The following is a 22,937-nucleotide window of genomic DNA, read 5'->3' as shown; positions in this document are numbered from 1 at the left end:
TGCGATCAGCACCGGAAATGAAGCGACCCATATGATCCCCCAAAACGTTGGATCACCATACCACATCTGACGCGTTTTCACACAGTCTGGGTCGCTTTCAGACCAGCCGATCGGCTGCGGCGGTTCAGGCTTGCCAACCTTTCGCCTTCGCCTCATCCTCGGCGCGGGCCTCGACCCATTGGGTCACACCGCTTTCGAAATGTTCCTTCTTCCAGAAGGGCGCGTGCGATTTCAGCCAGTCGATCAGGAAGGCGCAGCTTTCCAGCGCCGCCGTGCGATGACGCGAGGCGGTACCGACGAACACGATCCGAGCGCCCGGCTCCAGCCGTCCGAACCGGTGGATGACGCTGACGCCCAGTAGCGGCCAGCGCGCCGTCGCGTCCCCGACGATCCGTTCGACCTGCGCCTGCGTCATCGCCGGATAATGTTCCAGTTCCAGTGCGACGAGGCCGCCTTCGCCCCGCACTACGCCGGTGAAGCTCGCCACGCCGCCGCCGCCCAGCGCCTCCAGCGCGGCCAGTTCGTCCCCGACGTCGAAATCGTCCGACTGGATCGCGATCCGCTTCATCCGCCCGTCACCGGCGGGAACAGGGCCAGTTCGCGCGCGTCGCCGACCGGGCTGTCGATCGGCACGAAACGCTGGTCGATCGCGGCGCGCAGACGATCCGAATCGCCCAGCGCCTGCGCATAACCGCCGCCCCGCGCCGCGAGGGACGCCACCAGCTGGGCAATGGTGGTGCCGGGATCCGGGCGGTCGATCCGCTCCTCGTCGCGACCGATCGCCTCCCGCACCCAGGCAAAATAGACGATGCTGAGCTGCGCCATCGGTCAGTCCATGTGCCGGATGCCGACGCGCAGATAGTCCCAACCGGTGACGAGGGTCAGGATCGCAGCCGCCCAGAGGGTGAGGATGCCGACCATCTGCACGAAGGCGAATTGCGGCACGGCCCCGGCCAGGATCAGCGCGCCCAGGGCGATGATCTGGAAGGTCGTCTTCCACTTCGCCAGGCGCGACACCGGCACCGACACCTGCAACCCGGCCAGGAATTCCCGCAGTCCCGAGACGGCAATCTCGCGCAGCAGGATGATCATCGCGGCAACGATATGGATGCCGGCGATGTCGCGCGTCGCGGCCAGCATCAGGATGACCGCGCCGACCATGATCTTGTCGGCGATCGGATCAAGGAAGACGCCGAGTTTCGACACCGTTCCCTGCGCCCGCGCCAGATAGCCGTCGAAATAATCGGTCACGCCCATGAGGCAATAAAGGCCGAAGGCCAGCGCATAGCCGGTGGTCCAGCGCGCGCCCTGCCCCACGCCCGCCAATTCTTCGGGCCAGAGCAGGGCGACGAGCAACGGCACGGTCAGGATGCGCGAAAGCGTCAGCAAATTGGGCAGCGTCAGCATGGCCGCGAACTGCCACAGTCCGGCACGCTGCACAAGCGAGGCGATGCAAGCATTGGACAGGAACGCCGCCAGCCGCTAGACCCCGGCCCGGTCGCTAACGGGAAAGAAGACGCCCCATAACATGCAAGCCTCTCTCAGGCTCCTGAACAAGCGCCGTTTTTTGCCGCTGTTCATCACCCAGCTGCTGGGCGCGTTCAACGACAACCTGTTCAAGAACGCGATGGTTCTGTTCGTCGTATACCAAGTCTATAATGACGAACGGTCCGAAACCTGGTTCAGTGCGCTGGCGACCGGCCTGTTCATCCTACCCTTCTTCCTGCTGTCCGCCCTGTCGGGCCAACTCGCCGATCAGCGGGACAAGGCGACCATCATTCGATGGGTGAAGGCGGCGGAAATCCTGATCATGGCGGTCGGCGCGGTCGGCCTGGCCCTGATCTGGAGCGGCATCGGCGTGCATAGCCTGGCGATCCCGCTGCTGCTCGCCGCGCTGTTCGCCATGGGCATCCATTCGACCTTCTTCGGCCCGATCAAATATGCGATCCTGCCCCAGCATCTGCATGACGAGGAAGTGCTGGGCGGCACCGGCCTGGTCGAGGCGGGCACCTATATCGCGATTCTGGCCGGCACCATCCTGGCCGGGATCATCCCGGTGGAGGTGGCCGCCATGGGCATCATCATCACCGCGCTGATCGGCTATGTCGCGGGCCGCGAGGTGCCGTCGGCTCCGTCCCTGCTCGAAAAGCAACCCATCGATTTCCATATCGTCCGTTCGTCGATCGCGCTGGTGCGCGGGACGATGCACATTCGCCGCCTGTTCCTGGCGATCATGTCGATCAGCCTGTTCTGGGCGGTCGGCTCCATCCTTTTCATCCAGTTTCCGCCGCTGGTGAAAAACGTGCTGACAGCCGACAAGCCGGTAGCCAGCCTGTTCCTCGCCATCTTCTCGATCGGCATCGCAATCGGGTCGATCGCGATCAACCGGCTGCTCCAGGGGCATGTGTCGGCCAAATATGCGCCCGCATCGGTGATCGGCATGGGCCTGTGCATCGTCGCCTTCCACATCGTGTGCGACCTGTGGACGCCGGCGCCGGGCGGGCAGATGCTCTCGCTGGCGGGGTTCATGGCGCATCCGCTCGCCATCCCGCTCTCGCTCTGCCTGCTGGGCGTGGCGACCTTCGGCGGCATGTTCGTGGTGCCGCTCTACGCCTTCCTGACCACCACGGTGGAAAAATGCGAGGCGGCGCGGACGGTCGCGGCCAACAATATCGTCAATTCCGGCGCAATGGTGGTGGGATCGCTCTGCGCCATCGGCCTCAGCATCGCAGGCGTGTCGGTCGTGATGCAATTGCTGCTGGTCGCGATCCTGTCACTGCCCTGCGCCTGGATGGCATGGCGGCTGCACAAGGCGTGTGACGACGGGGCTTGCGACGGCCCGCCGTGCCACTGACCGACGGATCAGAAAATGAAGCCGTAAAAGGCCCAGAAGAAGGCGCAGAAGCTCAGTGCAAACAGCTTCCAGTCGCTGTCGTCGTCGACCGGGCGCTTCCTGCGGCCGGCGCCCTCCGGCATCACGCGCAGGACATGGGCTGGGAGCCGCTGGCGGAAGGGATGGCGGGCCGATTCGGTCGTGAGGACAAGAGGACGGTTTCGCATGTGCATTGGTTAACGCGGAATTTACCATTTCTGCCACTACCAAAGATGGTTAATTTTGGGCTGTCCCGGCGCGGGACATACTTGACTGTATGATGTGAACAATACAGCATGACCGAACCGATGAACGAGTCCGTCCCACCCGTCCCTTCCGACGCGTCGCAGCCGCGCGCATTCGGTGCCGGACCGCCCAGCGCCTTCGCCCCGCCCACGCCCTGGCGCCGGCGGATGCAGATTTTCGGCTGGGTGGTCGCGGCGGGCCTGGCGCTGCTGATGGTCCTGATCGCCTGGCTGGCCGTCACCGCACCCTTGTCCCGATCCCTGAAGCCGATCGCGCCGCCCGCCATCAGCCTGATGTCGGCCGACGGCCATCTGATCGCCCGTCGGGGCGCGGTGATCGACAAGCCGGTGACGATGACGGAACTGCCCGCCCATGTGCCCCAGGCCTTCATGGCGATCGAGGATCGCCGGTTCCAGAGCCATTGGGGCGTCGATCCGCGCGGCGTCGCGCGCGCGATGTGGCATAATCTCTGGTCGGACGGATCGTCGCAGGGCGGCAGCACCATCACCCAGCAGCTGGCCAAGGGCATGTTCCTGTCCAGCGACCGGACGTTCGGGCGCAAGGCGCGCGAGGCGCTGATCGCGGTCTGGCTGGAAGCCTGGCTGACCAAGGACCAGATCATGGAGAGATATCTCTCCAACGTCTATTTCGGCGACAATGTCTATGGCCTGCGCGCCGCAGCGCGCCATTATTTCAACCGCTCGCCCGAACGGCTGACCATCCCGCAGGCGGCGATGCTGGCCGGATTGCTCAAGGCGCCGTCGCGGCTGGCCCCGACGTCCAACCTAAAGGGTGCGCGCGCCCGCGCCGCTCTGGTCACGCAGGCGATGGTGGACGCCGGCTATATCAGCCAGGCCGAGCGCAACGCCCTGCCCCCCGCGCGGCTCAACCTGCATGACGATCCCGATCCGACCAGCGGCACCTATTTCGCCGACTGGGTTCTGCCCCATGCCCGTGACCGGGCCGGCGCCGTCTATGGCGAACAGGAAGTGCCGACCACGCTCGACTGGCGCATCCAGCGCCTTGCGGAAGCCGCGATCCGGCGCGCGCCGCTGGGCCAGGCGCAGGCGGCGCTGGTGGCGATGAAGCCGGATGGCAGCGTCGTCGCCATGGTGGGCGGCAAAAATTATGCGAAGAGCAGCTTCAACCGCGCGGTGCAGGCGAAGCGCCAGCCCGGATCGACCTTCAAGCTGTTCGTCTATCTGGCCGCTTTCCGTTCGGGCATGACGCCCGACGACATGGTGGACGATACGCCGATCACCACCGGCACCTATCGCCCGGCCAACCATGGCGGCAAATATCGCGGGCGCATCACCCTGCGCCAGGCCTTTGCCGCGTCGAGCAATGTCGCCGCCGTGCGCCTGACCCAGAAGGTCGGCGTCGATACGGTCATCAAGGTCGCCCGCGACCTGGGCGTCACCGCGCCGCTGACCGAGGATCTCAGCCTCGCGCTCGGCACATCCGAAATCCCGCTCATCGAACTGGCCGAAGCCTATGCCTCGGTCGCCGCCGGCGCCTATCCTGTGGTCGCGCACGGCCTGCCGCCCGAGCAACAGGGGTGGTTCGAGAAACTGATGCAGCGCCAGCGCCGGTTCAGCGACGACCAACTGGAAATGATCCGCGACCTGCTGTCCTCCGCCGCCAATCGCGGCACCGGCAGCGCTGCCGCACTGCGCACCAGCACCTTCGGCAAGACCGGCACGACGCAGGACAGCCGCGACGCCATTTTCGTGGGCTATGCGGGCGGCCTGGTGACGGCGGTCTGGATCGGCAATGACGACAATGCCCCGCTGCCCGGCGGCGCGGCAGGCGGCGGCGTGCCGGCGCGCATCTGGCGCAATTTCATGAGCGGCGCGATCAACGAGCCGGTCGAGCAGGTGTCGGAGGAGGAACAGGATAGCGACCTGGTGAACGCCATCGCCAATGTCACGGTGGAAACGGGAATCGGCAATGTCGGAGTGGGCGTCGACGCGGAGGGCATGACGGTGAACATCGGCGGCAACCAGTTGCGAATCCCGTCCGACCAGCCGCTTCCGCTGCCGCCGCAGGGCACGCCCCCGCCCCGTATCGCCCCTACGCAACCGGAGGGCGAGGACGGCGGACCCTAGAGATTTCCGGGGGTGGAATAGTTAATCGGACGGAAGCCACATTCGGCCTGTCGCATCGTCATAAGTGTTTGACGACGGCCCATTTCCCTCCGGATCATGTTCGATGCTATAAGCCGCCGATGGCCGATTCAGAGGTTGCTCGATGAAGGCGAGAATAGACAGCGAATTCGCGTCCGAACAGAAAGCGCTGGCCGCACGCTGGTCGATGGCGGCCGAGGCCATGGAGGCATTGGCGGGCGCGCGGTCGCTCGACGCGATCACCTCCGTCCTTCGCGCTTTCGCCCGCCGGGCCGTGGGCGCCGACGGCATCGCTATCGTCCTGCGGGACGAGGAAGAATGCCATTATATCGCCGAGGATTCGATGGAGCCGCTGTGGGCGGGACAGCGTTTCCCGATCGAGCGCTGCGTGTCCGGCTGGGCCATGCTCAACCGTCAGACCGCCGTCATTCCGGACGTGCTGGATGATGCGCGCGTCCCCAAGGAGGCCTATCGCCGCACTTTCGTCCGCTCCATGGTCATGGTGCCGATCGGCCGGGTCGAGCCGATCGCAGCCGTTGGCGCCTATTGGTCGGAGGCCGGGGCGCCAACGGACAATCAGGTCGCCCTGCTGGAAGCGTTGGCCCGCGCCGCATCGACCGCATTGGAGAATGGCCGCCTCTTCGCATCGCTGGAAGCGCTGAACCTCCATCTGGACCAGCGCGTTCGCGAAAAGAGCAGCGCGCTGGAACAGTCGCAGGACAAGGTGCGCCATCTGCAGAAGATGGAGATGCTGGGCCAGTTGACCGGCCATGTGGCCCATGATTTCAACAATCTGCTGACGCCCATCATCGGCGGCCTTGACCTCATATTGTCCGGCAGCGGATCATCCGGCGCCGTGGAACGGACCGCCGGCATCGCCATGCAGGCGGCAGAATCGGCGCAGATACTGGTACAACGACTGCTGGCCTTCGCCCGGCGCCAGCCTCTCCAGCCCGTGGCGGTCGACCTGCCCGATCTTCTCGCCGGGATGCAGGCGCTGCTGGCCAGCACGCTCGGCCCGCGCATCACCCTGACCATCGACCTGCCGCAGACGCTGCCGGCGGTCCATGCCGACGCCCATCAGCTGGAACTGGCGATCCTGAACCTGGCGGTGAACAGCTGCGACGCCATGCCCGGCGGCGGCGCGCTCACGATCACGGCGGAGGCGCGGGAAAGAGGACTCCCCGCCGCTCTGGCGCCCGGCCACTATGTCTGCCTGACCATCTCCGACACGGGCGCGGGCATGACGCCGGCGGTCAAGGTGTCGGCCATGGAACCCTTTTTCACGACCAAGCCCGTCGGCCATGGCACCGGACTGGGCCTGTCCATGGCGCATGGGCTGGCGGGCCAGCTGGGCGGCACGCTGGAAATCGACAGCGAGGTCGGCAAGGGAACGGACGTCCAGCTGTGGTTGCCGGTCGAGAAGGCGAAGAAGGCGACCGGCCTGGCCGGGAGCGACCAAACGGTGTCCGGGAAAAACCAGGGCAAGGCGCTGCTGATCGACGATAATGCGATGGTCAGGACCGGTACGCGCGAGATGCTGACCGAGCTCGGCTATGAGGTGGTCGACATCGACAGCGCCGAACTGGCGATCGGCATGATCGACGCCGGCTACAGCCCCGACATCGTGATTACCGATCATGTGATGCCGGGCATGACCGGCGCGGAACTGGCGCTGCGGCTGCGGGTCGATCGGCCGGAGATCGCGGTCCTCATCATCTCGGGCTATGAGGGGATCGACCTGATCGCGCCCGATATCGTCCGCCTGTCCAAACCGTTCCGCCAGAAGCATCTTCAGGCGAGCGTGGCCGCGGCGCGCGCGCAGACGGCCTGAGCGGCCCGTAGCCGCGCGGCGCTACAGCGCCTGTCCGGCGGCCCAGCCGCTCGCCCAGGCCCACTGGAAATTATAGCCGCCCAGCCAGCCGGTGACGTCCACAGCCTCGCCGATGGCGTAGAGGCCGGGCGCCTTGGCGGCTTCCATCGTCCGCGACGACAGCCCGGCGGTGGCGATGCCGCCCACGGTCACTTCCGCCTTGGCATAACCTTCGGTGCCTGAGGGGACGAACGGCCAATCGGACAGGCGTGCGCCCGCCTGGCGCAGCATCTTGTCGGACAGGTTGCCGACCTCGCCCTGCACCCCGATGCGCTCCAGCAGGGCGTCGGCCAGCCGTTCCGACAATGCCTGCGCCAGAATCTTGCGCAGGGTCGCGCGCGGCCGTTCGCGCTTTTCGGCGAGCAGCCAGTCGGCACCGCGATCGGGCAGGAAATTGACGTTGATCGGAGTGCGATGCTGCCAGTAGCTGCTGATCTGGAGCATCGCGGGACCGGACAGGCCGCGATGGGTGAAGAGCGCCGCCTCGCGGAAGCGGGTCTTGCCCCAGCGCACCTCGACATCGGCCGATACGCCCGAGAGCGACTGGAACAGCGCCTCCTCCGGCCCCAGGGTGAAGGGCACCAACGCCGGGCGCGGCTGCACCACCGACAGGCCGAAACGGCGCGCGACGTCATAGCCGAAACCGGTCGCGCCAAGCTTGGGAATGGACGGCCCGCCGGTAGCCAGCACCAGCGCGGGCGCGCGATGCTCCCGGTCGCCCAGCCGCACCCGATACAGGCCGTCGCCATGATCGACGTCCGCGACCGGCTGGCCGAGCGCCATCGTCACCCCGCCCCTGGCGCATTCCGCTTCCAGCATCGCGACGACCTGCTTCGCCGACCCGTCGCAGAAAAGCTGCCCCAGCGTCTTTTCATGCCAGGCGATGCCATGGCGATCGACCAGCGCGATGAAATCCTGCGCGCTGTAGCGGCCCAGCGCGGATTTCGCGAAATGGGGATTGGTCGACAGATAGCGGTCGGGCGCGGTGTGGATATTGGTGAAGTTGCACCGCCCGCCGCCGGAAATCAGGATCTTCTTGCCCGGCGCGTCGGCATGGTCGGCAAGCAGCACCCGCCGGCCCCGTTGCCCCGCGACGCTGGCGCACATCATGCCGGCCGCGCCCGCACCCAGGATGATCGCATCGAAATCGGCCATCAGCGTCCTCGCTTGAGGCGCACCAGCGCCTCGTCCAGCGCGGAGAGGAAGCGCGAGCGATCGACCTTCGAGAAGGGAGCGGGTCCGCCGATGGGGTCGCCCACGGCGCCCGCGCGCAGATCCGCCATGATCGCCCGCGTGGCGATGGCCGCGCCGATCGAACTGAGCGTGAACGGCTTGCCGGTGGGCGCGATCACGACAGCCCCCGCCTTCAGGCAGCGATCGGCGAGCAGGATGTCGGCTGTGATGCAGATGACGTCCGCCCCGGCGCGCTCCGCGATCCAGTCGTCGGCTGCGTCGAAGCCGTCGCTCACCACCACCCGTTCGATCAACGGGTGCGCCGGCACGCGGATCGGGCTGTTGCTGACGATGATGACGGACACGTCATGCCGCCAGGCGACCTTATAGACCTCCTCCTTGACGGGACAGGCGTCTGCATCGACCAATATCTTCATGAAGCGGGGCGATAGGCCGCCGATCCACCCCAAGGCAACTAATTCCTCCCCTTGATGGAGACCCATATTTCCATCGAACACCTCACCGGGGGAGGATTTTGTGACGGCCCGTTCATTCTATTTTTCCGCTGACCCAATCGCCGCCTTCACCCCGCGCCCTTCCTGCCCTACATGGTCGGGCATGAGTGCCCCCCTGTATAACAAGGACATATTGCGGCTCGCCGCCAGCATTCCGCATCATCAGCGTCTGGCCGATCCGCAGGCGACCGTGGAGAAACGATCGCCTACCTGCGGATCGCGGGTGACGGCGGACGTCCGGATGGCGGATGGCCGCCTTGCCGACATGGGGCTGGACGTGAAAGCCTGCGCGCTCGGCCAGGCTTCGGCGGCGCTGATGGCGGCGCAGGCCATCGGCCTGAGCGCGGCGGAACTGGCGGAGGCGCGCGACAAGCTGGCCGCCTATCTGGCGGGGGACAGCGACGATCTCGACTTCTGGCCGGGCCTGGCGGTGCTGGCCCCCGCGCGCGGCTATCCGGCCCGCCATGCCTCCATCCGTCTCGGTTTCGAAGCCATCGCCGAAGCGGCGCGGATGGCGGACGCCTGATGCAGGGTGACGCCCCCATTCCCGCCAACGCAACAGAGATACTGCTGTCGGAAGGCGTCATCCTGCTGGGCGCGGCGGTGTTCTTCGTCCTGCTGTTCCGCCGATTCGGGCTGGGCGCGGTGCTGGGCTATCTCGTCGCGGGCGCGCTGGTCGGTCCGCAGGGGCTGGGCCTGGTCGGCGGCGGCGAATCGAAGCTGGCCATCGCCGAAATCGGCATCGTCCTGCTGCTGTTTCTGGTGGGCCTCGAACTGCATCCGGCCAGGCTGTGGCGGCTGAAGCGCGACATTTTCGCGCTGGGCCTGGCGCAGGTGGTGCTGTGCGGATGCGCGCTGACGGCGATCATCTTCTATTCCACCGGCTTCACATGGGGCGCGGCGATCGCGCTCGGCCTGCCGCTCGCCCTCTCCTCGACCGCTCAGGTGCTTCCCGGCCTCAAGTCCAGCGGCCGGATCAACTCCCCCTTCGGCGAAAAGGTCTTCTCGATCCTGCTGTTCCAGGATCTCTCGATCGTCCCGCTGATCACCATCGTCGCCGCGCTGTCGCGCAACCCCGCCGATGCGGGCGGCCCGCCGGGATGGATGATGGCAGGCTATACCGTCGCCGCCATCGCGGGACTGGTGCTCGCCGGCCGCTTCATCCTGCGGCCGCTGCTGGCGCTGGTTGGACGGATGGGCGAGCGCGAGCTGTTCGTCGCCGTCGGCCTGTTCACCGTGCTCGCCGCCGCCGCGTTGATGCACGCGCTGCACCTGTCGACCGCACTGGGCGCGTTCATCGCCGGCGTGATGCTGGCCGATTCGCCCTATCGCCACGAGATCGAAGCCGACGTCGAACCCTTCCGCTCGATCCTGCTCGGTCTGTTCTTCCTGGCCGTCGGCATGGTGCTCGACCTGCGCGCGGTCGCGGCCAATCCGCTGTTCGTCATCGCCATGGCGGCGATCCTCGTCGCGACCAAGGCCGCGATCGTCACCGGGCTGGCGCGGCTGTTCGGGATGAGCTGGCAGGCGGCGTTCGGCGCCGGCCTGCTGCTCAGCCAGGGTGGCGAATTCGGCTTCGTCCTCTTCGCCCAGGCCCAGAATGCCCTGCTGATCGCGCCGGAGGCGGCCAGCCTGTTCAGCGCCATCGTCACCTTCTCCATGGCGACGACGCCCTTCCTGATGCTGTTCGCGCGCCGATTCGAATTTGCCAAGCCCAAGGATGATGGGAGCCTGTCCGGCCCGGAAGAGGCGCCGCGCGGGTCCGCCATCATCGTGGGCTATGGGCGTTTCGGACAGACCGTCGCGCAGATGCTGATGGGCCATGGCTTCGCCGTCACGCTGATCGACAAGAAGCCGGCGCAGATCGAGACGTCGAGCCGGTTCGACATGAAGGTCTATTATGGCGATGGCACCCGCATCGACCTGCTGCGCCGGTCGGGTGCCGACGAAGCGCGGCTGATCGCCTTCTGCATCGACGATCCCTCGCTCGACGCCCGTGCGCTCCAGCCGATCGCCGAAGCCTTCCCCCAGGCGGCGCTGATGGTCCGCGCCTTCGACCGGCGGCAGGTGCTGGCGTTGCAGGACATGGACCTGGCGGCTGTCGTGCGCGAAGTCTATGAATCGGCGATCTGCATGGGCGTGCAGGCGATGCAGTCGCTGGGGGTGCCGCAGGAGGAAGTGGAGGAGGTCGAACGTCAGTATCGCGCCAATGACGAACAGCGCTTCGCCGCCCAGATCGAGCATGGCAGCCTGCTTGCCGCTAAAGATCTGATGTACCGGCCCGGCAAGGCGATGCACCTGCTCAGCCGGGGGGAAAAGGAGGATATATGATCGCGATACTCGCCTGCCTGTCGGCTGCGCTGGCGATCGGCGCCGGCGCTTTCGGCGCGCATGGCGCCGCCGATCCCAAGGCGGCCGAATGGCTGCGCACCGGCGGCCTCTACCAGTTGATCCACGCCGTCGCTGCAGTGGCGATCATGGGCGCCGCGCGCGGCGCGGCCACGCTGCTGCTGGTCGGCGGGGCGATCTTCGCCGCTTCCCTCTATATCATGGCGCTGGGCGGGCCGCGATGGCTGGGCGCGATCACGCCGGTCGGAGGCACACTGATGATCGCGGGCTGGCTCTGGGCTGCCTGGAGCTTCTCGCGCCCCTGATCCGCGCCACCTTGCCGCAAACCACCGTCCCGCCTAGATAGGGACCATGGCCGACCATGCTCACCATCATCACCAGGAACCGACCGGCGCGAAGCTGGCCGATGCCGCGCGCGCCACGCTGGAGGCGCAGAACGAGCAATGGACGCCCATGCGCGCGGCCATTTTCGACGCGCTGGCAGCCGAGGAAAAGCCCGCGTCGGCCTATGACATCGCCGACAACGTATCGAAGGCGCGCGGCAAGCGGGTCGCGCCCAACAGCGTTTACCGCATCCTCGACCTGTTCGTGGCGAACAACATCGCCATGCGGGTGGAAAGCGCCAATGCCTATATCGCCAACGCCCATCCGGGCTGCCATCATGACTGCATCTTCCTGGTATGCGACACATGCGGCCAGGTGACCCATATCGACAATGATCCGATCACCTCTTCGCTGCGCACGGCTGCGGAAAAGGCCGGCTTCGCGCCCCGGCGCGCCGTGATCGAGATGCGCGGCACCTGCGGCGCGCATTGAGCGCACGCCGCTGTGGACAAGGTCGAATGGCTCGCGGCCGCGCTCGGCCTCGTCAATGTCGTGCTGGTGGCGCGCCGGTCGCTGTGGAACTATCCCTTCGGCATCGCGATGGTGGCGCTCTATTTCTTCGTCTTCGTCGAGGCCAGGCTCTACAGTGACGCGCTGCTCCAGATCTTCTTCCTCGCCATCAATCTCTATGGCTGGTGGAACTGGGCGCGCAGCGAGAAAGTGGGCGATGGCGGCATTGCGGTCGGACGGCTGGGCAATCCGGCCCGGCTCCTGTGGCTGGGCGGCACGGCGATCGCGATCCTCGGCTGGGGCAGCTTGATGGCGCGCTTCACCGACGCCGCCGCGCCTTTCGCCGATGCGATGGTCGCCGGCATGAGCGTCGCGGCGCAAATTCTCCAGTCCCAGCGCAAATATGAAAGCTGGGTCCTGTGGGTCGCGGTCGATGCGCTGGCGGTCGGCCTGTTCTGGAGCCGCGGCCTGATCGCGACGTCGATCCTTTACGCCCTCTTCTTCGTCATCGCGCTCGCAGGCCTCATCGCCTGGCGGCGGACGATGGAGCGCAAGCCGGCATGACCCTCAGCATCGTCCTGCATGGCGTGGAGAGCACGGGGAAATCGGTGCTGGCCGAGCGGCTCGCGCGGCATTTCGGGACACTCTGGGTGCCCGAATATGGCCGCGCCCACGCCGAAACGCATGGCGTCGACATGACGGAAGAGGATCTGCTGCTGATCGGCCGGACACAGGCGGCCATGATCGCGGCCGCCATGCCGGGAGCCACCCGCTTCCTCTTTGCCGACACCGATTCGCTGATGACCGCGGCCTGGGCTGAAATGATGATCGGACATGCCCCAAAGGCCCTGCTGACTTATCCCAAGGCCGACCTCTATCTTCAGCTCGAACCCGATGTCGCCTGGATTGCCGATCCGGTCCGCATCTATGGCGACGCTCAGGTGCGCGCGCGCTTCGCGCAGATCTGCCGGAACATGCTGGAACAGTCCGGCGTTCGCTGGGCGGCGATCGGTGGGGACTGGGACGCGCGCTTTGCCCGGGCGGTGGCGATCGTGGAGGCTCTGGAGCCGCCAAACGCATCGCAAGGGTTCGACTTGGCGCAGGAAAACGAGTAGGCACATCATTATGTCCAGTCCATCCACGCCGTTGCTCGATACCGTTCAGACCCCCGATGACCTGCGCAAGCTGGAACCCGATCAGCTCCGGCAGCTGGCCGACGAGCTGCGCGCCGAAACCATCGCGGCGGTTGGCGTCACCGGCGGCCATCTCGGTTCGGGCCTCGGTGTCGTCGAACTCACGACCGCGATCCACTATGTGTTCGACACCCCCAACGACAAGCTGGTCTGGGATGTCGGCCATCAATGCTATCCGCACAAGATCCTGACGGGGCGGCGCGACCGCATCCGCACCCTGCGTCAGGGCGGCGGCCTCAGCGGCTTCACCAAGCGCGCTGAATCCGAATATGACCCGTTCGGCGCGGCGCACAGCTCGACCTCGATCAGCGCGGCGCTGGGCTTCGCCATCGCCAACAGGATGCAGGATCGGCCCGGCAAGGGGATCGCCGTGATCGGCGACGGCGCCATGTCGGCAGGCATGGCCTATGAGGCGATGAACAATGCGCGGGAAGCCGGCAACCGGCTGATCGTGATCCTGAACGACAATGACATGTCGATCGCGCCGCCGGTGGGTGGCCTGTCGGCCTATCTCGCCCGCCTTGTGTCGAGCCGCGAGTTTCTCGGCCTGCGCGATCTCGCCAAGCGGCTGGTGCGCCGGCTGCCCCGCCCGCTCCACAATGCGGCGCGCAAGACCGACGAGTTCGCGCGCGGCATGGCGATGGGCGGCACCCTGTTCGAGGAACTGGGCTTCTATTATGTCGGCCCGGTCGACGGCCATAATCTGGACCAGCTGATCCCGGTGCTGGAAAATGTCCGCGACGCGGCCGAGGGGCCGTGCCTGATCCATGTCGTGACGCAGAAGGGCAAGGGATATGCCCCGGCCGAAGCGGCGGCGGACAAATATCATGGCGTGCAGAAATTCGACGTCATCACCGGCGCCCAGGCCAAGGCGCCTCCGGGGCCGCCCAGCTACACCAATGTCTTTGCGCAGGCGCTGATCGCCGAGGCGCGGCGCGACGCCAAGGTGTGCGCCATCACCGCCGCCATGCCGTCCGGCACGGGCCTCGACAAATTCCAGTCGGCCTTCCCCGACCGGACGTTCGACGTGGGCATTGCCGAACAACATGCCGTGACCTTCGCGGCGGGCCTGGCGGCGGAGGGGATGCGCCCCTTCTGCGCCATTTATTCCACCTTCCTGCAACGCGCCTATGACCAGGTGGTGCATGACGTCGCGATCCAGAATCTGCCGGTCCGCTTCGCCATCGACCGCGCGGGGCTCGTCGGCGCGGATGGCTCCACCCATGCCGGCAGCTTCGACGTCACCTATCTCGCCAGCCTGCCCAATTTCGTGGTGATGGCCGCCGCCGACGAGGCGGAACTGGTGAACATGGTCCATACCTGCGCCGTCCATGACAGCGGGCCGATCGCGGTGCGCTATCCGCGCGGCAACGGCACCGGCGTCGCCATGCCGGAAATTCCCGAACGGCTGGAAATCGGCAAGGGCCGGATCGTGCGCGAAGGGCGGCAGGTCGCCATCCTTTCGCTCGGCACGCGGCTGGAGGAAGCGATGAAGGCGGCTGAAGCGCTGGAGGCCAAGGGGCTGAGCACCACCGTCGCCGACCTGCGCTTCGCCAAGCCGCTGGACGAGGCGATGATCCGCCGGCTGCTGACCACCCACGAGGTTGCGGTGACGATCGAGGAAGGCGCGATCGGCGGACTTGGCGCGCATGTGTTGACGCTGGCGAGCGACCTTGGCCTGATCGACAATGGCCTGAAACTGCGCACCATGCGCCTGCCCGACATCTTCCAGGACCAGGACAAGCCCGAGAAGCAATATGCCGATGCGCGGCTGGATGCGGACGCCATCGTCGACACGGTGCTGACCGCGCTGCGCCACAACAGCGTCGGCACGGAGGCGCGGGCTTGAAATGCGCCACAAGCGGCCGCTGAAAATTACCAGCCGCACATCGTCTGTCACCAACGGGTTTGTTCAAGCCATATTACCCGATATCCCACCAACCGAACAGGATCGAGCCGCGGCCTTGGCCGCGCTTGGCCTGCCGCCGCATCAATGCGTCTATTGTGGCGATCAGGCGACCGACTGGGACCATTTACGTCCGATCGTCATAAATAAGCGCCCGAGCGGCTATCTGACGGATTATCGCAATCTGGTGCCGGCCTGCGGTCCCTGCAATCAATCCAAGAGCGGCCAAAATTGGAAGAGCTGGATGACAGGAAAGGCAACCCGCTCTCCTGCGTCCAGGAATATTATCGACCTGCAGGCCCGTATAGCTCGGCTGGAAGCCTATGAACGATGGGGCGATGTGGACGAAGTCGATTTTGCCACTCTAGTCGGCAAGGATCGCTGGGAGGCATATTGGGCCAAGCTGGTGATTATCGAGGGACTGATGCGTCAGGCGCAGGCCGAAGCCGACGCCATCCGGGCACTGATCAGCACAAAGCTCCACCGCGAATCTTAGGCGTCCATACGCCACAATATAGTTGCTCATACTTTTGCTGTCGGACATATAAGCAACCAGGAGGTTGCCCATATGTCCGACAGCATCATCAAGAGCATCGAGATCGCCGCCCCGGTCGCCAGGGTCTGGGACGCGCTGATCGATCATGAGAAGTTCGGCGCGTGGTTTCTGGTCGCGCTCGACCAGCCCTTTGTCGTCGGCCGGATCTCGACCGGCCGGATGACCTATCCGGGCTACGAGCATTTCCCGTGGGAATCGCGCACCGTCGCGATCGAGCCGATGGCGCGCTTCGCCTTTGAATGGCCGGCCACGGGCGGCGATGAGGAGGCGATCCGGACGGGCGTGCCCGAATGGATGTTGGTCGAGTTCCGGCTGGAGCCGACCGCCGGCGGCACCAAGCTGACCGTGACCGAAAGCGGGTTCGACAAGGTGCCCGAACCGCGCCGGTCCAATATACTGCGCGACAATGACGGCGGCTGGGCCGAGCAGGTAGAGAATATCAAACGCTATGTCGAGGGCTGAACCGGCGCAGCTTTTTGCCGCTCTGGGGGATGCGACCCGCCTCGGGCTGGTCGGGCGGCTGGCCGATGGCGGCGAAAGGTCGATCGTGCAATTGGGCGAAGGGCTGCCGATGAGCCGGCAGGCGGTGGCCAAGCATCTGGAGGTGCTGCATGGCGCCGGGCTGGTTCATCGCCGCCGGAGCGGGCGCGAGGTGCATTATGCGCTGCGACGCGACGCTATCGAAGCGGCGCGCGGCTGGCTCGCCGAGGTGAGCGCACAGTGGGACGGCACACTCGCCCGGCTCAAGCTGTTTGTCGAGGAAGGGGACGGTTAGCCCCCATTCCTCATGGCATTATTGCTGCGGCACGGCGGCGCGGGCGTCCTGCCCGTCGCCTTCCGGGGCAGCGATGATGTCGCGGGTGGTCGCGCCCTTGTCGACCACCTGCGTGTCCGGATCGCCAGCCGAGGAGCGGATGCCCGCGGCGGCATTGGCGCGACCGGCGGCGCCCAGCGTGGCGCTTTCGCCCGCGCTGCGCGGCGCGGGGCCGCCGAACATGGCCTGCATCGCTTCGCTGCGCGAATCGACCGCGGCGGCGGCCGGCGTGCCTGGCGCGGGCGGGACCAGCGCGAAGTCGGGCGGAATCACCAGCGGCGCCTGACGCGAGACGGCGAATTCATCGGGGCGCTCGCGGTTGAACAGGCCGCCGCCGCCACCGCAGGCCGACAGGGTCGTGATAAGGCCAGCGGCGAGGATCAGTTTACGCTTCACTTCAAAGTCTCCGTCTTTGCGCCCTTGTCGCGCAGCAGCAGCGCCCGCGCAAGCAGGATCAGCACGCCGATCGTGATGGCCGCGTCAGCCAGGTTGAAAATCAGGAAGGGTCGCCATTCGCCGAAGTGCAGGTCCGCATAATCAACGACATAGCCCAGCCGCACCCGATCCACGATGTTGCCGATCGCCCCGCCCAGGACCAGGCCCAGCGCGGCGACATCCTGCCGCGCGCGCTCGCGCCACATCCACACGCCGACAAAGCCGGCGATCAGCATCGTCATGCCGACCAGCGCCCAGCGCATCGCTTCGGTATCGGCATGGAAGAAGCCCATGGAGACGCCGCGATTTTCCAGCCAGCGCAAGCGGAAGATCGGGAGAATGTCGATCCCCACCTCCGCCCGGCTCTTGAGCGCGAGCGGATAGGTGACGGTATATTTGATGAGCTGGTCGAGCGCGAGCGTCACGATCGCGACGGTCAGGCCCAGCGGGCGGTGATTGACGGGCGCGGTCATGCGTCGGCCTTCAGCACATCGTCGCAACGGTTGCAGAGCGATCCGTCCTCCGTCACTTCGGGCAGGAGCCGCCAGCAGCGGCCGCATTTGTGCCAGTCGCTGGGCTTGACGATGATGCCGTCGCCGACGCCCATGTCGATCCGGGCGACGATGGCGATTTCGGCGAAGTTCACACCGTCGCTGGGCAGCAATTCACCCATGGTCACGTCGGCCTCCAGGCTGGAGCGAATGATCTTTTCGCGGCGGAAGGGTTCGATCGCTTCATTGACCTGTTCGCGCTGGTCGCGCAGCAGCGTCCACTTGTCGTCCAGATGCTGGTTGATCCAGTGATGGTCGATCTCCGGCCATTCCAGGAAATGGACGCTATCCTCGTCACTTGGGAATCGGCTTTGCCACACTTCCTCAGCGGTGAAGGGGATGATCGGCGCGACATAGCGGACCAGCGCATGGAACAGCGTATCGAGCAGCGTGCGATAGGCGCGGCGCTTGGGGTCCGACTTCGCATCGCAATAGAGGCAGTCCTTGCGGATGTCGAAGAAGAAGGCGCTGAGGTCGCTGTTCGCGAAGTCGAAGATGGCGCGGGTGTAGCGGCTGAACTCCAGCCACGTCTCGCTGCCCTTGCTCTTGTCCACCACGGCGCGCAGTTCGGCATCGAGCTGGGCCAGGCGGTGGAGCATATAGCGCTCCAGCTCCGGCATCTCGGCATAGGACACCGCTTCCGTCTCTTCATCATAATCGGAAAGAGCGCCAAGCATGTAACGGAAAGTATTGCGCAATTTGCGATAGGCGTCGGACGAACCGGCCAGCACTTCCTTGCCGATGCGGACGTCGTCGAAATAGTCGGTGCTGGCGACCCAGACGCGGAGAATATCCGCGCCGCTTTCGCTCATGATCTTGAGCGGATCGACGACATTGCCGAGGCTCTTGGACATTTTCTTGCCCGACCCGTCGAGCGCGAAGCCATGGGTCAGCACCGCCTTGTAGGGTGCCTGGCCGCGGGTGCCGCAGCTTTCCAGCAGCGACGACTGGAACCAGCCGCGATGCTGGTCCGATCCTTCGATATACAGGTCCGCGCGTGTTCCTTCGCCATAGCGGCCTTCGACCACGAAGCTGTGGGTCGAGCCGCTGTCGAACCAGACGTCGAGAATGTCGTTCACGACCTCATAGTCGGCAAGGTCGTAGTCGGGACCGAGCAGCGCCTGATGATCGGCCCCGAACCAGGCGTCGGCACCCGCGCCCTTGAAGGCTTCGATGATGCGGGCATTGACCGCCGGATCAACCAGATAGTCGCCACTCTTGCGATGGACATAGAGGGCGATCGGCACGCCCCAGGCGCGCTGGCGGCTGATGACCCAGTCGGGGCGCCCCTCGACCATGGAGCGGATGCGGTTGGTCGAACGCTCGGGCACCCAGCGGGTATGCGCGATCGCGTCCAGCGCCACTTCGCGCAGGGTCGGGCCGTTGCCGGTGACGATCGGGGTCGGCAGCACGCCGCCCTCGACATCGACCACGGCGCCTTCCTGTGGCTGATCCATCGGGATGAACCATTGCGGGGTGCAGCGGAAGATGATCTTCGCCTTGGACCGCCAGCTGTGCGGATAGCTGTGGCGGAAGTCGTCCGACGCGGCGAGCAGCCCGCCTGCCTGCGCCAAGTCGGTGCAGATCGGACCGTCCCTGGAGACGAATTTGGGGTTGATGACGCTCCCCTGCCCACCCAGCCAGAGCCAGTCGGCGCGATACTTGCCGTCACCCTCGACCGCGAAGACGGGGTTCAGGCCGTGCGCCTTGCACAGCGCAAAGTCGTCCTCGCCATGATCGGGCGCCATGTGGACGAGGCCCGTGCCCGCATCGGTCGTGACGAAATCGCCCGCGAGGAACGGACGGGGCTTGGCGAAGAAGCCGCCGAGCGCGTGCATCGGGTGGCGGGCAACAGCACCGGCGAGGTCGGAGCCTTTGCCGCGCCACGTCGCCTTGAGGCCAAAATTCTCATCGGCGGCCGATACACGCTGGAAGAAAGCATCCTCCAGTTGTTCCGCAATCAGGTAACGCCGTCCGCGACCGTCTTCGAAAGCAACGTATTCAACCTCCGACCCATAGGCCAAAGCCTGGTTCACAGGGATCGTCCAGGGCGTCGTGGTCCAGATCACCGCATGGGCGCCGACGAGTTCAGGCGCGTTCGGCGCTTCCACGATCTCGAACGCCACGTCGATCTGGGTCGAGACGATGTCCTCATATTCCACTTCCGCCTCGGCCAGCGCGGTCTTTTCGACCGGGGACCACATGACGGGCTTGGCGCCGCGATAGAGCTGGCCGCTTTCCGCGAACTTGAGCAGTTCGCCGACGATGGTCGCCTCGGCATCGAACTTCATGGTGAGGTAGGGATCGGCCCAGTCGCCCATCACGCCCAGGCGCTTGAACTGGTCCTTTTGCACGCCCACCCATTTGTCGGCATAGGCGCGGCACTGGGCGCGAAATTCCTGCGCGGGAACCTCGTCCTTGTTCAGCTTCTTCTTGCGATATTCTTCCTCGATCTTCCATTCGATCGGCAGGCCATGGCAGTCCCAGCCGGGCACATAGGGCGCATCCTTGCCGAGCAGGGATTGCGAGCGGACGATGATGTCCTTGAGCACCTTGTTCATCGCATGGCCCATATGGATGTCGCCATTGGCGTAGGGCGGGCCGTCATGCAGCAGGAAGCGTTCGCGGCCGGCGCGCTTCTCGCGCAGCTTGCCATAAAGGTCCATCGCCTCCCACTTCGCCGCGATGGCCGGTTCCTTCTGGGCGAGGCCGGCCTTCATCGGGAAGTCCGTGACGGGCAGGAAGACGGTGGACTTGTAGTCAGGTGCGTCGGTCATGGGTGTCCGTGCAAATCTCTGTGATCCGTTCGCCCTGAGCCTGTCTAAGGGCAGCGCTTCCCTTCCGGAGAAAGGACAGGGCTTCGACAGGCTCAGCCCGAACGGGTGAGGAAAAACGTGCCCGTCGCCCTACGCGACGTGGGGCGTTCCCGCAAGGATTTGCCGCGCCTGCTCGCAGTCCCGCGCGATCCCGGCCATCAGCGCGTCGAGGCCGTCATATTTCAGCTCGCCATGGAGATAGCGGATCAGCTGCACCCCGATCACCTGGTCGTAGAGGCTTTCGGCGAAGTCGAAGAAATGCGGCTCCAGCAATTCCTTGGGCGGGTCGAAGCTGGGCCGGATGCCGAGATTCGCCGCACCGTCCAGCACCCGGCCATCGGCCAGCAGCCCGCGCACGGCATAGATGCCATAGGCCGGGCGCAGATAGGGGCCCATGTCGATATTGGCGGTGGGAAAGCCGATGGTGCGGCCCAGCTTGTCGCCATGCTGGACGACCCCCTCGATCGCGAAGGGCCGGGTCAACAGGCGGGTGGCGGTGGCGCAATCGCCGGCGCGCAATGCATCGCGGATGCGGCTGGAGGAAATCACCCCCTCCCCGTCCGTCACCGGCGCCATCGCTTCGGCGGGCAGGCCAAGCTGCGCGAAGGTGGCGATCGTGCCGCTGCGCCCCTTGCCGAAGGTGAAATCCTCCCCAGTGACCACCGCCGCGACGCCCAGATTGTCGGCCAGCAGCCGGACATAGGCGGCTGGATCGAGCGCGGCGAGGTCATGGGTGAAATCGAAGACCAGCATCGCGTCGGCGCCCGCGCGGGCGAACAACGCCTGCCGCTGGTCCAGCGTGGTCAGGCGGAAGGGCGGCGTATCGGGCTGGAACAGCCGCATGGGATGGGGATCGAAGGTCGCGACGATCGCCGGGCGGCCTTCGGCGCGGGCGCGCGCGATCGCGCGGCCGACGACCGCCTGATGGCCCGCATGAAAGCCGTCGAAATTGCCGAGCGCCATGACGCTCCCGCGCAGATGAGCGGGGATCGGGGCGCTGCTAGAAAGCCGCTCCATGGCGCGCCTATAGGGGGGCGTGGGAAGCGTGGCAATGGACGGCATGTTTCAGCCGCTCGTAGACATCAGCGCCGCTCGAAGGTCACGAAGCTGTAGGCCGGCCGCCCGTCGAGCACGGGGTGATCGGCGCGCGCCGTTTCGCGCCAGACGGCGGGATCAGGATAGGGAATGGCGGTATCGCCTTCGGCATCCAGATGGACTTCGGTCAGTTCGATCCGGTCGCCCAGCGGAAGGAACAGGCGGTATATTTCCGCGCCGCCGATCACCATCAGGACCGGCGCATCGGCCAAGGCAAGGGCGCTGTCCACATCATGGACGACCTCCGCCCCCTCGCCGGTCCATGCCGTGTCGCGCGTCAGGACGATATGGCGGCGGCCAGGCAGCAGTCCGGGCAGGCTGTCGAAGGTCTTGCGCCCCATCAGCATCGGATGGCCGGCGGTGACGGCCTTGAAATGCTTGAGATCGGCAGGCAGGCGCCAGGGAAGATCGCCGTCCCGGCCGATCACGCCATTGTCGGCGCGGGCGAGGACGAGGGTGATGTGCGTGCGGTTCATCCAACTACCTGTCCGATGAATATTACAGCGACAACCGCGTCACATGCCCCATCTTGCGGCCGGGGCGCGCCTCATGCTTGCCATAGAGGTGGAGGTGATTGGCCGGGTCCGACAGGATCGCCTGCCACTCATGCGCCTCGTCGCCGATCAGGTTGCGCATCTCCACGCGCGATGCGGCCAGCGCGGTGTCGCCCAGCGGGAGGCCGCATATGGCGCGAACATGATTCTCGAACTGGCTCGTCACCGCGCCCTCGATGGTCCAGTGGCCGCTATTGTGGACGCGCGGCGCCATCTCGTTGAAGACCGGACCATCGGCGCTGGCGAAGAATTCGCAGGTCAGCACGCCGACATAGTCGAGCGCGTCGGCAATCTTGCGCGCCATCGCCCGCGCCCGTTCCATCTGCCCCTCGATCAGCGGCCCAGCGGGCGCGGTCGAGGTCGCAAGGATGCCGTTCACATGGACATTGGCGGACGAGTCCCAGAAGCGCACCTCGCCATCCGCGCCGCGCACCAGGATCACCGAAAATTCCTCGGCGAAGGTGACGAAGCCTTCGAGGATCGCGCTCTGGCGACCGATGGCGTTCCAGGCGCCCACGGCATCGCCCGGCTCCGACAGGCGCGCCTGACCCTTGCCGTCATAGCCCATGCGGTTGGTCTTCAGGATCGCGCGGCTGCCGACCTGCTCGATCGCGCTCTCCAGCTCGTCCAGGCTCTCCACCGGCGCGAAGGGGGCGGTCAGGCCGCCCAGGTCGCAGACGAAGCGCTTTTCCGCCAGCCGGTCCTGCGCCACACGCAGCGCCTGCGCGCCGGGGCGGACCAGGCCGTGGGAGGCCAGCACCTCGACCGCCGCCGGATCGATATTCTCGAATTCATAGGTGACGACGTCGACCCGATCCGCAAAGGCAGCGAGCGCAGCGGCATCCTCATAGGCGCCGCGCGTCCAGCAGGGCGAGACGTCGGCGGCGGGGCCGCTGTCCTCCGGCGCGTAGATGCAGGTGCGATAGCCCAGCTGCGCCGCCGCCATGGCGATCATCCGGCCGAGCTGGCCGCCGCCGATAATGCCAATGGTGGAGCCGGGCGCGATGGTCGTCATGTCTCTCTTGTCTA

25 protein-coding genes are annotated in these 22,937 nt (G+C 66.1%); 13 read left to right on the top strand and 12 right to left on the bottom strand.

The features are described 5' to 3' along the window. Window positions 1-124: 124 nt before the first annotated feature. Genes A7Q26_RS06520 through pgsA form a run of 3 tightly spaced genes read right to left on the bottom strand, consistent with a single transcriptional unit; the run spans window position 125 to window position 1,407 of the window. A complete protein-coding gene (locus tag A7Q26_RS06520) occupies window positions 125-568 on the bottom strand; it encodes a molybdenum cofactor biosynthesis protein MoaE (protein WP_066858372.1) in 444 nt (147 codons plus the stop codon). After that, complete coding sequence (gene moaD / locus A7Q26_RS06515) at window positions 565-825, bottom strand: molybdopterin converting factor subunit 1 (protein ID WP_066858370.1); 261 nt, start codon at window positions 823-825, stop codon at window positions 565-567. Before moaD ends, A7Q26_RS06520 begins: the two co-directional genes overlap by 4 nt. A 3-nt stretch (window positions 826-828) precedes the next feature. Then, window positions 829-1,407, bottom strand: a complete 579-nt coding sequence (pgsA, locus tag A7Q26_RS06510) for a CDP-diacylglycerol--glycerol-3-phosphate 3-phosphatidyltransferase (protein WP_066858404.1) — start codon at window positions 1,405-1,407, stop codon at window positions 829-831. 121 nt (window positions 1,408-1,528) lie between these two features. Between pgsA and A7Q26_RS06505 the strand changes: the two genes are divergently transcribed. Next, a complete protein-coding gene (locus A7Q26_RS06505) occupies window positions 1,529-2,854 on the top strand; it encodes an MFS transporter (protein ID WP_066858367.1) in 1,326 nt (441 codons plus the stop codon). 8 nt (window positions 2,855-2,862) lie between these two features. On the opposite strand, the gene A7Q26_RS06500 is transcribed toward A7Q26_RS06505, so the two are convergent. Beyond that, window positions 2,863-3,060 carry a hypothetical protein gene (locus A7Q26_RS06500; RefSeq protein WP_066858365.1) on the bottom strand — a complete coding sequence of 66 codons (198 nt, stop codon included), beginning with the start codon at window positions 3,058-3,060 and terminating at the stop codon, window positions 2,863-2,865. A 108-nt stretch (window positions 3,061-3,168) separates the two neighbouring features. On the opposite strand from A7Q26_RS06500, the gene A7Q26_RS06495 reads away from it, so the two are divergent. Together A7Q26_RS06495 and A7Q26_RS06490 are read left to right on the top strand one after the other, a co-directional pair. Then, window positions 3,169-5,226, top strand: coding sequence for a transglycosylase domain-containing protein (locus A7Q26_RS06495; RefSeq protein WP_066858362.1), 2,058 nt, complete (start codon window positions 3,169-3,171; stop codon window positions 5,224-5,226). A gap of 142 nt (window positions 5,227-5,368) precedes the next feature. Further along, the gene (locus A7Q26_RS06490; protein WP_066858359.1) at window positions 5,369-7,078 is read left to right on the top strand and encodes an ATP-binding protein; all 1,710 of its coding nucleotides are present in this window, start codon (window positions 5,369-5,371) and stop codon (window positions 7,076-7,078) included. A 21-nt stretch (window positions 7,079-7,099) separates the two neighbouring features. Here the strand turns inward: A7Q26_RS06490 and A7Q26_RS06485 are convergent, their stop codons facing one another. Both A7Q26_RS06485 and A7Q26_RS06480 read right to left on the bottom strand, forming a co-directional pair. After that, window positions 7,100-8,272, bottom strand: a complete 1,173-nt coding sequence (locus tag A7Q26_RS06485) for an NAD(P)/FAD-dependent oxidoreductase (protein WP_066858356.1) — start codon at window positions 8,270-8,272, stop codon at window positions 7,100-7,102. Next, window positions 8,272-8,727 carry a YaiI/YqxD family protein gene (locus tag A7Q26_RS06480; protein ID WP_066858401.1) on the bottom strand — a complete coding sequence of 152 codons (456 nt, stop codon included), beginning with the start codon at window positions 8,725-8,727 and terminating at the stop codon, window positions 8,272-8,274. The genes A7Q26_RS06485 and A7Q26_RS06480 overlap by 1 nt, the downstream gene beginning before the upstream one ends. 181 nt (window positions 8,728-8,908) lie before the next feature. Here A7Q26_RS06480 and A7Q26_RS06475 point away from each other — a divergent pair, with 181 nt between their 5' ends. From A7Q26_RS06475 to A7Q26_RS06430, 10 genes are all read left to right on the top strand, one after another. Next, entirely contained in the window at window positions 8,909-9,331 is a 423-nt protein-coding gene (locus A7Q26_RS06475; protein ID WP_066858353.1) for an iron-sulfur cluster assembly scaffold protein, read from the top strand. Further along, window positions 9,331-11,136 (top strand): cation:proton antiporter domain-containing protein, encoded by a 1,806-nt coding sequence (locus tag A7Q26_RS06470; RefSeq protein ID WP_066858350.1) that lies wholly within the window; start codon window positions 9,331-9,333, stop codon window positions 11,134-11,136. The genes A7Q26_RS06475 and A7Q26_RS06470 overlap by 1 nt, the downstream gene beginning before the upstream one ends. Then, a complete protein-coding gene (locus tag A7Q26_RS06465; protein ID WP_066858347.1) occupies window positions 11,133-11,459 on the top strand; it encodes a DUF423 domain-containing protein in 327 nt (108 codons plus the stop codon). Before A7Q26_RS06470 ends, A7Q26_RS06465 begins: the two co-directional genes overlap by 4 nt. Before the next feature lie 46 nt (window positions 11,460-11,505). Further along, the gene (locus tag A7Q26_RS06460) at window positions 11,506-11,970 is read left to right on the top strand and encodes a Fur family transcriptional regulator (protein ID WP_066858344.1); all 465 of its coding nucleotides are present in this window, start codon (window positions 11,506-11,508) and stop codon (window positions 11,968-11,970) included. Between the two features lie 12 nt (window positions 11,971-11,982). After that, window positions 11,983-12,552 (top strand): nicotinamide riboside transporter PnuC, encoded by a 570-nt coding sequence (gene pnuC, locus A7Q26_RS06455; RefSeq protein WP_066858340.1) that lies wholly within the window; start codon window positions 11,983-11,985, stop codon window positions 12,550-12,552. Beyond that, window positions 12,549-13,103, top strand: coding sequence for an AAA family ATPase (locus tag A7Q26_RS06450; protein WP_066858337.1), 555 nt, complete (start codon window positions 12,549-12,551; stop codon window positions 13,101-13,103). Before pnuC ends, A7Q26_RS06450 begins: the two co-directional genes overlap by 4 nt. Window positions 13,104-13,113: 10 nt before the next feature. Then, window positions 13,114-15,030: a 1-deoxy-D-xylulose-5-phosphate synthase gene (dxs, locus tag A7Q26_RS06445; protein WP_066858334.1), complete on the top strand. Its 1,917-nt coding sequence runs from the start codon at window positions 13,114-13,116 to the stop codon at window positions 15,028-15,030. A 1-nt stretch (window position 15,031) separates the two neighbouring features. Next, window positions 15,032-15,583 (top strand): HNH endonuclease, encoded by a 552-nt coding sequence (locus tag A7Q26_RS06440; protein WP_157102471.1) that lies wholly within the window; start codon window positions 15,032-15,034, stop codon window positions 15,581-15,583. 72 nt (window positions 15,584-15,655) lie between these two features. Further along, window positions 15,656-16,105 (top strand): SRPBCC family protein, encoded by a 450-nt coding sequence (locus tag A7Q26_RS06435; RefSeq protein ID WP_066858331.1) that lies wholly within the window; start codon window positions 15,656-15,658, stop codon window positions 16,103-16,105. Further along, window positions 16,092-16,418 carry an ArsR/SmtB family transcription factor gene (locus A7Q26_RS06430; protein WP_066858329.1) on the top strand — a complete coding sequence of 109 codons (327 nt, stop codon included), beginning with the start codon at window positions 16,092-16,094 and terminating at the stop codon, window positions 16,416-16,418. Before A7Q26_RS06435 ends, A7Q26_RS06430 begins: the two co-directional genes overlap by 14 nt. A gap of 18 nt (window positions 16,419-16,436) precedes the next feature. Here A7Q26_RS06430 and A7Q26_RS06425 read toward each other — a convergent pair whose 3' ends face one another. The 6 genes from A7Q26_RS06425 to A7Q26_RS06400 form a co-directional block, all read right to left on the bottom strand. Next, a complete protein-coding gene (locus A7Q26_RS06425; RefSeq protein WP_066858326.1) occupies window positions 16,437-16,853 on the bottom strand; it encodes a DUF3035 domain-containing protein in 417 nt (138 codons plus the stop codon). Further along, window positions 16,850-17,365, bottom strand: a complete 516-nt coding sequence (lspA, locus tag A7Q26_RS06420; RefSeq protein WP_066858323.1) for a signal peptidase II — start codon at window positions 17,363-17,365, stop codon at window positions 16,850-16,852. The genes A7Q26_RS06425 and lspA overlap by 4 nt, the downstream gene beginning before the upstream one ends. Next, window positions 17,362-20,220 (bottom strand): isoleucine--tRNA ligase, encoded by a 2,859-nt coding sequence (gene ileS, locus A7Q26_RS06415; protein ID WP_066858320.1) that lies wholly within the window; start codon window positions 20,218-20,220, stop codon window positions 17,362-17,364. The genes lspA and ileS overlap by 4 nt, the downstream gene beginning before the upstream one ends. A 129-nt stretch (window positions 20,221-20,349) precedes the next feature. Further along, window positions 20,350-21,276 carry a bifunctional riboflavin kinase/FAD synthetase gene (locus A7Q26_RS06410; RefSeq protein WP_066858317.1) on the bottom strand — a complete coding sequence of 309 codons (927 nt, stop codon included), beginning with the start codon at window positions 21,274-21,276 and terminating at the stop codon, window positions 20,350-20,352. Between the two features lie 65 nt (window positions 21,277-21,341). Continuing rightward, window positions 21,342-21,830: a dihydrofolate reductase gene (locus A7Q26_RS06405; protein ID WP_066858314.1), complete on the bottom strand. Its 489-nt coding sequence runs from the start codon at window positions 21,828-21,830 to the stop codon at window positions 21,342-21,344. 22 nt (window positions 21,831-21,852) lie between these two features. Beyond that, the gene (locus A7Q26_RS06400) at window positions 21,853-22,923 is read right to left on the bottom strand and encodes a 5-(carboxyamino)imidazole ribonucleotide synthase (RefSeq protein WP_066858312.1); all 1,071 of its coding nucleotides are present in this window, start codon (window positions 22,921-22,923) and stop codon (window positions 21,853-21,855) included. Window positions 22,924-22,937: the final 14 nt, after the last annotated feature.

This window comes from Sphingobium sp. TCM1 (assembly GCF_001650725.1).
In the GTDB taxonomy this organism is placed as follows: domain Bacteria; phylum Pseudomonadota; class Alphaproteobacteria; order Sphingomonadales; family Sphingomonadaceae; genus Sphingobium.
This window is presented reverse-complemented; position numbering and strand designations above follow the sequence as displayed.

Bases quoted from the DNA above. Each gene is read 5' to 3' on its own strand.
- A7Q26_RS06495 (WP_066858362.1), top strand. From the start codon at position 3,169: ATGACCGAACCGATGAACGAGTCCGTCCCACCCGTCCCTTCCGACGCG.
- A7Q26_RS06480 (WP_066858401.1), bottom strand. From the start codon at position 8,727: ATGAAGATATTGGTCGATGCAGACGCCTGTCCCGTCAAGGAGGAGGTC.
- A7Q26_RS06430 (WP_066858329.1), top strand. From the start codon at position 16,092: ATGTCGAGGGCTGAACCGGCGCAGCTTTTTGCCGCTCTGGGGGATGCG.
- A7Q26_RS06450 (WP_066858337.1), top strand. From the start codon at position 12,549: ATGACCCTCAGCATCGTCCTGCATGGCGTGGAGAGCACGGGGAAATCG.
- moaD (WP_066858370.1), bottom strand. From the start codon at position 825: ATGGCGCAGCTCAGCATCGTCTATTTTGCCTGGGTGCGGGAGGCGATC.
- A7Q26_RS06500 (WP_066858365.1), bottom strand. From the start codon at position 3,060: ATGCGAAACCGTCCTCTTGTCCTCACGACCGAATCGGCCCGCCATCCC.
- A7Q26_RS06520 (WP_066858372.1), bottom strand. From the start codon at position 568: ATGAAGCGGATCGCGATCCAGTCGGACGATTTCGACGTCGGGGACGAA.
- A7Q26_RS06460 (WP_066858344.1), top strand. From the start codon at position 11,506: ATGGCCGACCATGCTCACCATCATCACCAGGAACCGACCGGCGCGAAG.
- A7Q26_RS06440 (WP_157102471.1), top strand. From the start codon at position 15,032: ATGCGCCACAAGCGGCCGCTGAAAATTACCAGCCGCACATCGTCTGTC.
- ileS (WP_066858320.1), bottom strand. From the start codon at position 20,220: ATGACCGACGCACCTGACTACAAGTCCACCGTCTTCCTGCCCGTCACG.
- A7Q26_RS06490 (WP_066858359.1), top strand. From the start codon at position 5,369: ATGAAGGCGAGAATAGACAGCGAATTCGCGTCCGAACAGAAAGCGCTG.
- lspA (WP_066858323.1), bottom strand. From the start codon at position 17,365: ATGACCGCGCCCGTCAATCACCGCCCGCTGGGCCTGACCGTCGCGATC.
- A7Q26_RS06470 (WP_066858350.1), top strand. From the start codon at position 9,331: ATGCAGGGTGACGCCCCCATTCCCGCCAACGCAACAGAGATACTGCTG.
- A7Q26_RS06485 (WP_066858356.1), bottom strand. From the start codon at position 8,272: ATGGCCGATTTCGATGCGATCATCCTGGGTGCGGGCGCGGCCGGCATG.
- A7Q26_RS06400 (WP_066858312.1), bottom strand. From the start codon at position 22,923: ATGACGACCATCGCGCCCGGCTCCACCATTGGCATTATCGGCGGCGGC.
- dxs (WP_066858334.1), top strand. From the start codon at position 13,114: ATGTCCAGTCCATCCACGCCGTTGCTCGATACCGTTCAGACCCCCGAT.
- A7Q26_RS06405 (WP_066858314.1), bottom strand. From the start codon at position 21,830: ATGAACCGCACGCACATCACCCTCGTCCTCGCCCGCGCCGACAATGGC.
- A7Q26_RS06475 (WP_066858353.1), top strand. From the start codon at position 8,909: ATGAGTGCCCCCCTGTATAACAAGGACATATTGCGGCTCGCCGCCAGC.
- A7Q26_RS06465 (WP_066858347.1), top strand. From the start codon at position 11,133: ATGATCGCGATACTCGCCTGCCTGTCGGCTGCGCTGGCGATCGGCGCC.
- A7Q26_RS06505 (WP_066858367.1), top strand. From the start codon at position 1,529: ATGCAAGCCTCTCTCAGGCTCCTGAACAAGCGCCGTTTTTTGCCGCTG.
- A7Q26_RS06435 (WP_066858331.1), top strand. From the start codon at position 15,656: ATGTCCGACAGCATCATCAAGAGCATCGAGATCGCCGCCCCGGTCGCC.
- pgsA (WP_066858404.1), bottom strand. From the start codon at position 1,407: ATGCTGACGCTGCCCAATTTGCTGACGCTTTCGCGCATCCTGACCGTG.
- A7Q26_RS06410 (WP_066858317.1), bottom strand. From the start codon at position 21,276: ATGGAGCGGCTTTCTAGCAGCGCCCCGATCCCCGCTCATCTGCGCGGG.